Source organism: Mogibacterium neglectum (assembly GCF_030644205.1).
In the GTDB taxonomy this organism is placed as follows: Bacteria; Bacillota; Clostridia; order Peptostreptococcales; family Anaerovoracaceae; genus Mogibacterium; species Mogibacterium neglectum.
Window position 1 is genome coordinate 1,536,741 of sequence record NZ_CP128647.1, and the last position, 13,622, is coordinate 1,550,362.

Below are 13,622 nucleotides of genomic sequence, written 5' to 3' on the forward strand. Positions count from 1 at the left end.
GTGCTTATCCTATGTTTGCTCCTTGTTTATATGCTGTTTCTTCTACGTATAGCCAGAAGCGTACCAAGTGAAGCCACGGAAAGCATCATTAATAAAATAAATGGTGCTACCTCACTCTCGTCTCCGGTTCTTACTGGGCGAGACCCATAGCGAAGTTGCTTCGCTGCTATCTTACCTCTTGTTGGGATAATCTGAGCATTTGGATTGTCTTCAGATACACCAGTTTCTCTTATTGCAAGCTTAACCTTTACATCACCTTTGCCGGTGGCTATCAAAATGCTGTGGTTCCCTACAGAAAGTGAATCCAGATAGGATTTATTAAACCCTATTATGATACTACCTTCTCGCAGCGAATATGCATCACCTTTTGAAATAGCTTTACCGTCTACCTTAATACTAATATTGCCTTTATCTGATGCAAAGTTAAGTCCGCGAATCCTGAGTTCCGCACCTTTTGACTTTCCTTTTATGTAGATAAGCGTATCGCCACTAATTTCAATTCCTGTGTCCTTGTTGACTGTTGGATCATTCAGGTCAAGCTTCACACTATCTTCAGCACCGGGGTCTGGCTTTGGAACTTTGCTTAGTGCATTTTTAATAGCTTCATGAATTCCGTCTGTGCTTACAGTGGCGCCGGATACCGCATCTATACCAACATCTTTGCTAAGCTTGCTATCAAGAACATCCTTTACCTTCTTACCCTTGTACTTTGACAGATTTTCGATAGCTCGTTTGAAATATCCACCGTTATGCTCTTCATCGTCATTTGGATCATCTGTAATTGTACCATTATTTATAACATGAACAATTACACCATCCTTCACCCACACCTTTACTTTGATAGTATATGGTTCAATGTAGTGAGTTTTCTTTATTGCAAACTCGCCTTCATAAGCAGTCGCACCTTGTAATTCGTCAGTACTCGAGTCTAGTGCCTTAAGTGCAATAGAGAGTGTGTTTATAAGGTGATCCAGCTTGGCGTCGCTAATATTGACGTAGAACAGATTTGTATCTGCATCTTTGTATGCAGCTTCTACATTTGCCCACTTCTCTGCGTCAAATTCATCCTTTCTGGCATCAAGTGCCTCCTTCTCGTACATTAACCTGTTCAGTCTTGCACGATTCAGTACCCACTTAATTTCCTTTATGCTGCCATTTACGCTTGCCTGCGATGCATTTTCATCTGCATATATTGACTTGCCTTCTTTAAGCGTCTCATCAAACAGTGGTTTAAACTTCTTAGTAAGTTTGTTGTTATCAACCTTCTCAGCTCTTTCAATCTCAGCCTTGAGAGCAGCTTTTTCCGATTCACTTGCCTTTACTTTAGGATCGATTACAAAGCTCTTACCCTGATCGTCTGTAAGCCCGTTAAGATTCTTACCCCCAGGTGTATGAATAATTACCGGTACCGGATTTTTCTTACTTGGATTGTTTACGAATGCCTGGAACTCAATTTTCTTGAGTGATGCAGGCACATTTATCTCCTTGAATCCGTTATCTCCAAATGCCTGGCTCCCTATAAATTCTATTCCTTCCGGAAGGTTAATATCAGTGAGACTATTGTCTGCAAACGCCAGACTCTCTATCTTTTTAAGCTTACTACCTTTAGCGAAGGTTACTTCAGTTAGTCCGCATTTTCTAAACGATGCATTCATCACTGTTTCAACTGATGCCGGAACCTCAAGCTTGCCGAGTTCACACATATAGAAGCACGCCTGATCAATATATTCGATTTTCTCGTTCCACTCTATCTCTTTTACATTGGACATCATGAATACACCCATTCCAAGTTTCTTGAGATCTCGTGGCATTTTTACCTTGCGAATATCATTGAATTGAAATGCATAGTCTCCAATTTCAGTCACTGTTTCAGGAAGCTTTATGCTCTCGATATCGTATCCGGCATTGAGATTTCTAAACGCATCTATGCCTATCTCTGTAACAGCTTCTCCTTTAGGTGTCTTATCCGGAACTACCAGATTCTTGTTTTTCTTGTTCTTGAGTATACCTTGTTCTGAGAACCCTGTTACTGCAGTTCCTTTGTATTCAAAATCACTTGTTTCCCACTTGCTGTAATTGATATGAGGCTCCTCACCGGGATTTTTAGGGTCAATCAAGTAATTCTCTGCATCTGCCAGTTTGTTTGGATTTGTTCCTGACACAGTACGAATAATCAACTTACCTTTGTACTTATCGGATCCATTATTAGTCGTAAATGCCTGTGCCCCAATCTTTTTCACAGAATCAGGGATTGTGATTTCCTCAAGTCTATTTTCAGAGAACGAGAGCCTATCAATGGACTTTAAGTTGTTTCCCTTAAATACCACTTTATTCAGCTTGTTTCCTCTCATCATAGAAGCAGGGATTGATTCAAGACTCGAAGGCACAACTAGGCTTGTGAATTCATTTCTGAAGAATGCAGCCATGCCTACATACTTGATGCTTTCCGGCAGAACCAGTTCTCCCCCGCATCCATTAAACGCAAATGCCATCCCGCCTATGTATACGTAGCCTTCAGGAATTTTCAGCGTATTAAGCCTCTTATCTCCATATGATGCTGTAAACGCTTTATCGGCAACCGCTTCGACTTTCTTGCCTTTTGTATCAACTGTAGGCAACACCAAATCTTTTTCTGATTTTAGCTTTTTAATTCCAATGTCAGAAAATCCTGTTACGGCGTATAATTCTACAATTCCACTATCTGCAGTCTTGAGCTTAATAGTACCGAAGGTGAAATCTTCTGCAGTCCACTTTGATTCGCCCGGCGCAGGTGACTCTGGCATTTTAGGATCAACAACATAATTACCTCTATTTACAATCTTGTTAGGGTTATTCTTTTCAGGCGTCCAGAGGATGACCTTGGATTTGCCTTTTTTAGGTACATTCTCTACCCCGGGATTGTCATCAAAAGCATCTGAATATATCCCATCAAGTCCATTTTCTTTGTTCTTTATGCTCTTAGGAATATTGACTTCTTTAAGCTTATTCCCGGCAAATGCCTTTCCGTAAATCCGCTTCACTCTGGAACCCAGCTCCACCTTTTCAAGCTTGTTGTTCATGAAGCTCTCCGGTCCAACGGTCTCACATATCTCCGGAAGCTTTAGCGATTTAAGGTTATTCCCTTTAAATGCTGCTTTTGATGCGTATTTGAAAGTGGTAGGAAGCGACAGTTCGCTTATAGCATTGTTCTCGAATGCAGAATCATTTGCATAAATCAGTCCTTCATGCAGAATGACTTTCTTCAGTCCACAGCCTTTAAACGCATTATTCTGGACATGAGTATAGTTGCCGGGAATCTCAACGCTCTCCATCTTAAGCCCTTTAAATGCATCTTCATTTACCCACACAGGTGATGTTCCTTTTGCATCCTGCTTAGGTAGAACCACATTTTTAAGTGAGCTAAGCTTGGCTTTACCTTTTTCAGAAAGTCCCCTGACTGAGTATTCATATAGATAGAAATCATCGTCCGGATTGCCGAGTTCATAATAGCCAAACTCAAAATCTTCGGCGCACCACTTATCATGTGTGTATTTGTCCTTTAGCTTTACCTCTATCGTCACAGCTTTTTTAGGCATGGTAAATGTGTTGTCTTTCACAGTAACTGTGCTATACTCTCCACTCTTTACCTTAATGTACATAAGCTCTTTACTGCTATCTGTGATATTGTAAGAGATTTTAATCGATTCACCTGCAGAAGCTTTACCTGCCGGGCTAGTTGTTACACTTACGCCGTTATCTGCTTTGATATTGATATCAAATGACTCCTTAACTCTCAGGTATTTAATCTTAACATTGCTGTCAAATGCCTGAAAATCCAATTTTACAAGCCCTTTGTAATTATCTATCTCGACTTCACCCAGTGAATTTCCTCCAAATGCATTCATCCCAATTTCTTTAACAGAGTTAGGAATTAACAACGTCGAAATATCATTGTAACAAAATGCATTTTGCTCAATTGTTCGGAGCTTTGACGGAAGTGCTACGGACTTTAGCGCATTACCACCAAACGCACTATCCTCTATTTTAAGAAGATTATTTGGCAGCTTTACTGAGGTTAACTTTACAGTTGATGATAAATCGCGTTCCAGAAATGCATTTTTACCTATAACCTCAACATCCTTACCGTCTATCTGATTAGGAATGACCAAGTCGAGGTTCTTCGATAGCTTCGTTTTACCTGAATTCGATAAACCGGTAACCTTGCATACGTTCTTTTGAAGGCTTTTATCCCACACTGTCTCATGTACGAAATCCTCTGCCACGTATCTATTAGGATTTGAAGCCTGCGGCACGATTTCATATTTGTCCGCATCACGAGGTTCGATTGTGAGTTTATTCGGATTTTTAACTAAAAGTCTAAGCTTTCCGTTAGAATTTGTGCTTATATTGTTTTCAAATGCATTGTAGTTAATCTTGACCAGCCCATCTGGGAGTACAACCTCATCAAGATAGTTGTTTGCAAATGTAAATCCTAATATTTCTTTTAGTTTCTCTGATAGTTTAAGCTTTTTTATCCTATTATTGCTAAATGCACCATATCCTATCTCGGTGATAGTATCCGGTAATGTCAGGTTGCTAATTTCGTTATTATAAAATGCTTGTGGTCCAATTTCCGTGATAGATGACGGGAAGCTAACTGTTTTAATAGCCAGATTCTTGAAAGCATTATCTCCAATGCGACTTACATAATTCCCATGTTTCGTCCTAATGCGAGGAAAAACCAGGGTTCCATTACTTGCCTTGAGCTTTTCCTTTCCAGAATCCGTTAAGCCGTTAAAGTTCACTCCAGAAATATAGAAATCATCCTCGTTAAACTGCTGATTCCCGCGATCCGTAGCGCGTGTCTTGAGCTTCGCATTATCTGCTTTATCTTCTGCGGCTTTGTTTTCAACCGCTTGGGAGGTTAAAGCGTTGTCCTGCAAATCTTGCTTGCCATCAGACAAATTTGAGACAGCTTTGCTATCCTGTTTTAACGCTTCGACATTCTCATGAATTACTGTTGTATCATTGCTATCAGCCGTCTGTCCAACCTCTGCAAAAGCCGAAGCCGGGCTGAAGCTTAGCATAAGCATTATCACAGTGAGGAATAAGCTGATTCTCTTCTTATAATCTCTCATAACTTATCCTTTCTTAAATCAATGAGTACTGACTGTTCATAGCACACAAGCGCACAAAATATAGGTTTGGTCATATACTATATCTGATGTCCGGTGTGCAGAAATACATGCTTAAACTTGAGTAGTAAAAGAAATATAGGTATATTAGTTAGATGCATCTAACTAATATACCGTTAGTCTACCATATTAGTGATTAATTTATCAAGTCATGCTTTACACATTTGCAATACAAAAGAGAGCATATCACTATGTGTGTTCATCTCCCTTTAATTAATATCTGTTAAAACTCCGGCACTACTCCTGACACTCAGGGCAGTACACACTGCTCCTGCCTGCAATCACAGTTTTCTCTAGCTTGCTTCCGCACTTTGGACATTCCTCTCCTGCATGATTATAAACATGTAGGAATGGGGTGTTTCTGTAATCTGTCCCCTTTCCAGCTAGGTAATCCTCTTCAGAAATCTGGTTCCTCTCTATCATGAAATTCATCATCGTCGGTATCTTGTCAGCGAGAGCCTGCCACTCAGAATCGGTAAGCGAATTACAAGCTCTAGTCGGAACAATTCCGCAGCGGTATAGGACTTCGTCGGTGTAAATATTTCCAAGACCTGCGATAACGCTTTGGTCAAGAAGCCCCGTCTTGATGGCAGACTTTCTCTTCGCTAGATGACTCTTTAGATACTCTCCATCAAGTGTGTCGTCCGTCGCCTCTGCTCCGAGCTGTCCGATGCCAGTCGCTCTAAATTCAGCCCCTGTCGTTATAGCCCATATACCGCCAAACTGCCTCTGGTCGACATAGCGGAGTTCTTTCTCTGTGCCATTATCATCTCGCAGCTTAAACACTATATGCGTGTGCTTAAGTTCCTCATACCTTGGATGTGTCACCAAGAGAACCCCGGTCATGCGGTAGTGAGCTACGAGTTTGAGCTCCTCTGGCGCACCTTCATGCTTCGGTGTGAGCATGTTGAAAATCAGGAATTTACCACGGCGTAGTACGGTGTCAAACTTGCTTCCAATCACTAGCTTCTTGAACTCACCAGCGCTATAATTCTTTATACTCTTTGCAAGCCTAACCTCGACATCTTCGATTGTGCAGCCGCTTAGCTGTGGTGCGAGAACCCTTCTCGCAGTTTCAACCTCTACTAGTTCAGGCATCTAGTCTACTCCCTTCAAACTAATTGTAATACATGCTGAGTGAAATAATGCAAATAAAATAGTCGGTGCACAGCCTTTAGTCTGCCTCATGCACCAACCTATCTTCAGTTATATCTCTCGTCTTCCTTCCATCGCCTTGAGAAGCGTGACTTCATCGGCATACTCGAGATCTCCGCCGACAGGAATTCCGTGTGCGATTCTCGTCACCTTGATGCCAGACGGTTTTAGCAGCCTAGCTATGTACATGGCAGTCGCCTCACCCTCGATATTAGGGTTAGTTGCCACGATTATCTCGTCGATTTCGTCGTGCTGCTGGAGCCTAGTAATCAGCGATTTGAGATTGATGTCATTAGGACCGATGCCCTCTACCGGCGAAATAGCACCGTGAAGCACATGATACAGTCCCTTAAATTCTCTTATCCGCTCCATCGCAATCACATCCTGCGGTGTCTCGACAACACATACCTTAGTCCTGTTTCGCAATTCATCACTACAAATCTCGCACGGATCGGTATCTGTCAAGTTTCCGCACACAGAGCAGTAATGAAGGCTTCTCTTGGCATTCACGATTGAATTTGCAAGAGCTGTTGCCTCGCTCTCCTCGAGCGCAAGGATGTGGAACGCTAGTCGCTGTGCTGTCTTGCCGCCAATTCCAGGTAGTTTAGACAGCTCATTTATTAACTTGTTCAGTGGCTTTGGATACTGCCTCATCTGAACGCCTTTCTACAGTCCTAGTCCAGGGATGTTGAGCCCACCTGTAACCTTGCCCATCTCATTTTCAGCGATTGCATCGATCTGGCGCATGCCCTCATTCACAGCTGCCATGATGAGATCTTGAAGCATTTCTACATCATCTGGATCAACAACGTCTCTATCGATTACGAGCTTTGTAATCTCCTTGTTGCCGTTAACAGTAACTTCCACTGCACCGCCGCCAGCAGTTGCAGTTGTCTCCTGCTCAGCGATAGAAGCCTGTGCAGCCTCCATATCGCGCTGCATAGCCTGAAGCTGCTTCATCTGCTGCTGCATGTTTCCTGCACCGCCGCCAACCTTCTTTTTCTTGCCTGCTCTCATACCTTTGCCCATGATTTTTCCTCCAATATGTGCTATTTAATGTCTATCTTATCTACGCCAAAAAAGTCAGCTACATCCTTCGCCACTTCCCTGGCTATCTCATCTTTTTCTTCTGCTGCCTCAACGAGTTCCTCATCGAACCTCTGAAGCCCAGGTTCTTCAACTTGGCTAAGCTCCCTTGCATCTGCCGGATTATACTCTACAACTCTAAACGTGATGTAGAACTTATCACCATATAGTGCCTTAGTTATCCTGTTGAGCTCGTCTAGCGCATCATCAGCCATAAGGCTCTTGGTCTTCTTGACCTCTACGGTAAGTTCGCTACCGTGTAAATCGACCAGTCTCGTATACTTTGCAACCATCGCCATGAACATTGCATCTGTTCTAGCCATTTGGTCACAGATTCTATCCCACATCTCATCAAGATTATGATTTGCTTCAAACTCCACGATGTGCCTATCTGGCGGAGCTCCTTCTAGCGGATTGAATTTCTGTTCGAATAGAGGCTTCGGTCCATCGGCATCTTGCGATCTCTCCGCACTGGCATTTACTTGGGACTGAGCCTGCGGTTGTGCTTGCGGCTCACTGGCACAAGTAGTCTCTGTCTCTAGCTCCTCCTTTGGTGCTCCTGATTGCGAAGCTTCTGCGCCTCTTGATTCTGGTCTATGCGTCTCTGCCTTAGTATTCACCTGCTGTGCACTACTCGTCGCTTGTACATTCCCTGCCTCGGCTCTTGGAGCCCTAGCACCCATAGAGATATTCGTATTTATACGAATTGGCTCAGTCTTGACTTCCGCACTCTCACCTATGATGAGTTTAATAACACATGTCTCTAACAAAATCCTCGGCATAGTCGAGAACTTTGCCTTGTTGACGGTGTCCGAAAGTAAGCAAATACCGTAATTTATCGCTTCGTCGCTCAGGGACTTTGCCTGTGTGACGATTCTCACAGTGTTCTCACTAGAGGCATTTACAAGCTCCGAAGGATCCTGCACATACTTGCAAATCATCAGATTTCTATAGTGCATTAGCCAGTCTGCAAGCAGCTGCTTGGCATCCTTACCTATCCTCACCATGCTATCTATATCAGCAAGCGCCATTCCAGCTTCGCCTGCCCTAATCGCATCTGTTAGCTCTATGTAGAAATCATCTCCCACGCCACCCGTATACTCCAGCACTAGCTCTCTGGTTATAAGCTCATCCCCAGCGTTTATACACTGCTCGAGCAGACTGAGCGCATCTCGTACGGAACCGTCTGCCTTGCGGGCAATAACTGCTAAGGCATCTTCCTCGATTGAAATCTCCTTCTTCTGGCAAATTCTTTTCATGCCTTCCAGAAGATCATTTTCCGAAACATGCCTGAAGTTAAACGTTAAGCACCTTGATTTTATCGTCGCTTTAATCTTCTCTGGGTTGGTTGTAGCCAGTATGAATATTACGTGTGCTGGTGGCTCTTCTAGTGTCTTGAGGAAAGCATTTTCCGCCGAATCGGTGAGCATGTGCGCCTCGTCTATGATGTAGACCTTGTACTTTCCAACAGTTGGCGGATATTGCACTGATTCGGTAATCTGCCTTAGGCTCTCCACACCATTGTTGGATGCCGCGTCCAGCTCTACAACATCGAGAAATCTCCCCTCTGTAATCGCCCTACAATTAGCGCACTCACCACACGGTAGGTCTACGCCGGGATCGTTGCAGGTGCAGTTAACTGCTTTTGCAAGAATCCTCGCGGTCGTCGTCTTACCCGTGCCTCGAGTTCCCGCAAACAGATACGACTGGCTCACCGTTCCCTTCTTGATCTGATTGCGAAGTATCTTCACAATATGCTTCTGTCCAATTACCTCTTCAAAGCGTTCCGGCCTCTCCGACCTGTATAGTGCCAGATGCATATCGTACCTCCTTCTAGCAACCTGGTGCGCCTATATTACGCAACCCTATATAGTAATTGAGCTCTTAGACACCTTGCGATCGGTAGGAGGCGAATCTGCGGCACATGAGATGTCCCGCTTAATGCTGCTTCCTCTCGGACCTGACATGGTTCACAGTATCCCATTGCGCAGGACCCCCTACAAACCGCAAGCTGCCTAAGAGCACTTGAATATTATATTATCTAAATCCATTAGTGTCAATTATTGTACATGTACGTTCTCTTAATACTCTTATAATATGCAATTCCTTTTTATATAAGTATTTTGTATGTAAAAAGGGTTCTCCTCTCGGAGAACCCCTTATTATAATTATATCGATTAGCGACAGCTCTTATACGAGCTCGAGATATACGACCTCCGCATTATCTCCCTGTCTAGGTCCTAGCTTAAGAACTCTTGTGTATCCACCGTTGCGCTCAGCGTACTCTGGTGCGATCTCATCAAAGAGCTTTGTAACTACATCTTCGTCGAAAACGTATGCGAGAACCTGTCTTCTTGCATGAAGATCTCCACGCTTAGCTAGAGTAACTAGCTTCTCAGCTTCACGACCTGCTTCCTTCGCTCTATCTAGAGTTGTAGTAATTCTACCTTCTCTGAATAGATCGGTTACGAGGTTTCTTAGCATGGATTTTCTGTGTGCAGAATTTCTGCCCAGCTTCTTGTAACCATTCATCAGTCTCTACTCCTTTCAGTTAGTTTTCGTCATTAGGCTTAAGGCTCAATCCGAGCTCTGTAAGCTTATTTTTTACTTCTACAAGCGACTTCATTCCGAGGTTTCTAACCTTCATCATGTCTTCTTCAGTACGCTGAGTTAGTTCCTGAACTGTGTTGATTGAAGCTCTCTTGAGGCAGTTAAATGAACGAACCGAGAGCTCTAGCTCCTCAATTGTCATCTCAAGCGCCTTCTCCTTACGAGCTTCACTCTTCTCGACCATGAAGTCCATCTCGTTCACCTCAGATCCTAGTCCAATGAATAGGTTGAGGTGCTCTAGCATGATTTTTGCACCGATGGAAACACCCTCTTCAGGAGTGATTGAACCATCTGTCCAAAGCTCAAGTGTTAGCTTATCGTAATCAGTCACCTGCCCAACTCTTGTATTCTCAACTGTGAAGTTAACCTTCTTAACAGGTGTGAATATTGAGTCTACTGGAATAACTGCTATAGGAGTTGAATCTGTCTTATTCTGCTCTGCAGGCACATATCCTCTTCCCGAAGCGATATTCATCTCCATTACCAAAGTTGCATTCTCTGCAAGAGTTGCAATGTGTAAATCCGGATTGAAAATCTCTGTGTCGGAATCAACGATAATATCCGCTGCTGTTACTTCTCTAGCACCAACAGCATTGATAATCGCTCTCTTCTCCTCGTCACCATTGATTCTTACAGCAAGTCTCTTGAGGTTCAAGATAATCTCTGTAACATCTTCCTTGACGCCTGGAATAGTTGAGAACTCATGTAGTACACCGTCAATCTTTACAGAAGTGATAGCTGCTCCTGGTAAAGAGCTGAGAAGAATTCTTCTCATGCAGTTTCCGAGCGTTGTACCGTATCCTCTCTCGAGAGGTTCTACAACGAACTTTCCATACTGTCCATTTTCATCGATTTCCTTAGTAATTGTTGGCTTTACTATCTCAATCATTTTGTTCCTCCCATAAATCTACTGATCTGACGATTAATAATTAGTGCAATATATGCAAGCGTATTAATTAATCGAGCAACTATCTTGAGTAGAACTCAACGATGCTGTGCTCTGCGATTGGTAGATCAATGTCTTCACGGCTTGGTGCTGTAACGATTTTACCCTCAAGCTTATCTAGATCAATGCTGATCCACTGTGGAGTTGTGATAACCATATCCTTAAGTTCCTTGAACTTAGGGGATGACTGAGACTTTTCCTTTACAGTGATTACATCTCCAGCCTTGAGTTCCATTGAAGGGATGTTAGCCTTCTTGCCATTAACTAGGAAGTGTCCGTGGTTAACGAGCTGTCTAGCTTCTCTTCTTGTAGCTGCAAAACCCATTCTGAATACAACGTTGTCAAATCTGCTCTCGAGCATTACGAGAAGGTTTGTACCAACCTGTCCAGGTCTCTTTTCAGCCTTAGTATATAGATTTCTAAACTGCTTCTCCTGAAGTCCGTATACGAACTTAACCTTCTGCTTCTCGTTGAGCTGAAGCCCGTACTCACTCTTCTTTCTTCTGCTCTGCTGAGCCTGTCTCTTAGATTTCTTATTTATACCCATGTACTGTGGCTCAATGCCTAGTGCTTTAGCTCTCTTCAGTACTGGTTCTCTATTTCTAGCCATGTATTGTTACTCCTCCTTCCGCTTAGACTCTTCTCTTCTTAGGTGGCCTGCATCCATTGTGAGGAATTGGCGTAATGTCCTTAATCATTGTTACATTGAGTCCAGCAGTCTGAAGTGCTCTGATAGCAGCTTCTCTACCGGAACCAGGACCCTTTACGTATACCTCTACTGTCTTTAGACCATGCTCCATAGCTGCCTTTGCTGCAACCTCAGCAGCGCTCTGTGCAGCAAAAGGTGTCGACTTTCTCGAACCTCTGAAGCCATTTGAGCCAGCGCTTGACCATGATAGTGCGTTTCCGTCCATATCTGTTAGAGTAACTAGTGTGTTGTTAAATGTGGACTGGATGTGAGCCTGGCCTCTTTCAACGTTTTTACGTTCTCTTTTCTTTTTTCTAACTGTCTTCTTAACAGCTGCCATATTTCTCTACCTCCTTGTCCTTATTTCTTCTTGCCAGCAAGACGCTTAGGACCCTTACGAGTTCTTGCGTTTGTCTTGGTCTTTTGGCCTCTAACTGGGAGACCTCTTCTGTGTCTGATTCCTCTGTAGCTTCCAATCTCCATCAGTCTCTTGATGTTGAGGGAAACTTCTCTTCTAAGATCACCTTCTACGATATGCTCAGTCTCAATAACCTTTCTAATCTTTCCGGCATCTTCTTCTGTAAGATCTCTTACTCTGATGTCACCATCCACTCCTGCTTTAGCGAGGATATCCTTGGATGTTACTAGACCGATTCCATAGATATAAGTAAGACCGATTTCGATTCTCTTATCTCTAGGTAGGTCAACTCCGGCAATTCTTGCCATTTCTTCCTCCTTTCCTATCTTCCGTCACCAACCCGGGGGTGATATAGACAGGGGTTACATTTAATAAAGCTGTGCTGAGTTCCCGGCAAAACAGCACGTCATAATATTATAACCTATTTTACTAGCCTTGTCTCTGCTTATGCTTAGGATTTTCACAGATTACCATGACTTTTCCATGTCTCTTGATTACCTTGCACTTTTCGCAAATTGGCTTTACTGAAGCTCTAACTTTCATATTAGCTCCTCCTTTAATTAGTTCTTATCACGCCACGTGATCCTCCCACGTGTTAAATCATAAGGTGATAATTCTACCTTTACTTTGTCACCCGGCAGAATTCTGATGTAATTCATTCTGATCTTACCGGAAATGTGGGCGAGGACTTCGAAGCCGTTCTCTAGCTTAACCTTGAACATAGCGTTTGGCTGTGCGTCGATGACCGTGCCCATTACTTCTATCGAATTCTTTTTCGACATAAATTCAGTCTCCTTATATCAACGTGAGCAGCTCAGGCTCTCCGTCTGTGATTACTACGGTATTCTCATAGTGAGCTGCCAGCAGTCCGTCGTCTGTAACAACCGTCCAGTCATTACCGAGAACTCTGGTTCCGTAGGAACCTTGTGTAATCATCGGCTCAATTGCCAGAACCATTCCCTCTTTGAGGTGTGGTCCAGTGTGAGCATCCCCATAATTAGGAACCTGCGGATCTTCGTGTAAATCACGTCCAATCCCGTGTCCTAAATACTCTCTAATGACACCGAATCCGTTGGACTCAGCATATTCTTGAACAGCGTGTCCTATGTCGTGTAGTCTGTATCCTACCATCGCATATTTTACGCCTTCAAAAAAGCTTTGCTTCGTTACGTCAATCAGTTTACGAGCCTCGTCACTGATTTCGCCTACAGCATATGTTCTAGCTGCATCGCTACAATAGCCCTTGTATGTTGAACCTGTATCAACGCTTACAATATCACCTTCTTTGAGAACTCTATCTCTAGAAGGTATTCCATGTACTACCTCATCATTAACAGATACGCAAGCCGCAGCAGGAAATCCGCCATATCCTTTAAAGGTTGGCTTCATCTTGTAGTGAAGTATTCTCTCCTCTACAAAATTATCGATTGCATGTGTTGTCATGCCAGGCTTGATGAATCCCTCGATATCTCTAAGGATCTCACCTGTAACCTTGGCAGCTTCACGCATGATGTCAATTTCTCTTTTCGACTTAATTATTATCAT

Annotated in this window: 13 protein-coding genes and 1 other RNA gene; all 14 read right to left on the reverse strand. The window is 43.2% G+C overall.

Annotation, left to right across the window (positions count from 1 at the left end; genetic code table 11):
- Positions 1-26: 26 nt before the first annotated feature.
- Positions 27-5,117 carry a leucine-rich repeat protein gene (locus tag QU661_RS07140; protein ID WP_304989556.1) on the reverse strand — a complete coding sequence of 1,697 codons (5,091 nt, stop codon included), beginning with the start codon at positions 5,115-5,117 and terminating at the stop codon, positions 27-29.
- Positions 5,118-5,411: 294 nt separating this feature from the next.
- The gene (mutM, locus tag QU661_RS07145; protein ID WP_304989557.1) at positions 5,412-6,272 is read right to left on the reverse strand and encodes a bifunctional DNA-formamidopyrimidine glycosylase/DNA-(apurinic or apyrimidinic site) lyase; all 861 of its coding nucleotides are present in this window, start codon (positions 6,270-6,272) and stop codon (positions 5,412-5,414) included.
- A 108-nt stretch (positions 6,273-6,380) separates the two neighbouring features.
- Complete coding sequence (gene recR, locus QU661_RS07150) at positions 6,381-6,983, reverse strand: recombination mediator RecR (RefSeq protein ID WP_304989558.1); 603 nt, start codon at positions 6,981-6,983, stop codon at positions 6,381-6,383.
- A 12-nt stretch (positions 6,984-6,995) separates the two neighbouring features.
- Positions 6,996-7,358, reverse strand: a complete 363-nt coding sequence (locus QU661_RS07155) for a YbaB/EbfC family nucleoid-associated protein (protein WP_106057495.1) — start codon at positions 7,356-7,358, stop codon at positions 6,996-6,998.
- Positions 7,359-7,378: 20 nt separating this feature from the next.
- Positions 7,379-9,235, reverse strand: a complete 1,857-nt coding sequence (gene dnaX, locus QU661_RS07160) for a DNA polymerase III subunit gamma/tau (protein ID WP_304989559.1) — start codon at positions 9,233-9,235, stop codon at positions 7,379-7,381.
- Between the two features lie 53 nt (positions 9,236-9,288).
- Positions 9,289-9,478: signal recognition particle sRNA large type (gene ffs, locus QU661_RS07165), an RNA gene on the reverse strand.
- A 127-nt stretch (positions 9,479-9,605) separates the two neighbouring features.
- Complete coding sequence (gene rplQ, locus QU661_RS07170) at positions 9,606-9,947, reverse strand: 50S ribosomal protein L17 (RefSeq protein WP_330667053.1); 342 nt, start codon at positions 9,945-9,947, stop codon at positions 9,606-9,608.
- Positions 9,948-9,966: 19 nt separating this feature from the next.
- Complete coding sequence (locus tag QU661_RS07175) at positions 9,967-10,914, reverse strand: DNA-directed RNA polymerase subunit alpha (RefSeq protein WP_094233356.1); 948 nt, start codon at positions 10,912-10,914, stop codon at positions 9,967-9,969.
- A 79-nt stretch (positions 10,915-10,993) separates the two neighbouring features.
- Positions 10,994-11,581 (reverse strand): 30S ribosomal protein S4, encoded by a 588-nt coding sequence (gene rpsD, locus QU661_RS07180; protein ID WP_304989560.1) that lies wholly within the window; start codon positions 11,579-11,581, stop codon positions 10,994-10,996.
- Positions 11,582-11,603: 22 nt separating this feature from the next.
- Positions 11,604-11,999: a 30S ribosomal protein S11 gene (gene rpsK / locus QU661_RS07185; protein WP_009644391.1), complete on the reverse strand. Its 396-nt coding sequence runs from the start codon at positions 11,997-11,999 to the stop codon at positions 11,604-11,606.
- 20 nt (positions 12,000-12,019) lie between these two features.
- Positions 12,020-12,385 carry a 30S ribosomal protein S13 gene (rpsM, locus tag QU661_RS07190; RefSeq protein WP_094233358.1) on the reverse strand — a complete coding sequence of 122 codons (366 nt, stop codon included), beginning with the start codon at positions 12,383-12,385 and terminating at the stop codon, positions 12,020-12,022.
- Positions 12,386-12,506: 121 nt separating this feature from the next.
- The gene (gene rpmJ / locus QU661_RS07195; RefSeq protein WP_009644389.1) at positions 12,507-12,620 is read right to left on the reverse strand and encodes a 50S ribosomal protein L36; all 114 of its coding nucleotides are present in this window, start codon (positions 12,618-12,620) and stop codon (positions 12,507-12,509) included.
- Positions 12,621-12,637: 17 nt separating this feature from the next.
- Positions 12,638-12,859 carry a translation initiation factor IF-1 gene (gene infA / locus QU661_RS07200; RefSeq protein WP_009644424.1) on the reverse strand — a complete coding sequence of 74 codons (222 nt, stop codon included), beginning with the start codon at positions 12,857-12,859 and terminating at the stop codon, positions 12,638-12,640.
- A gap of 13 nt (positions 12,860-12,872) precedes the next feature.
- A complete protein-coding gene (gene map / locus QU661_RS07205) occupies positions 12,873-13,622 on the reverse strand; it encodes a type I methionyl aminopeptidase (protein WP_106057508.1) in 750 nt (249 codons plus the stop codon).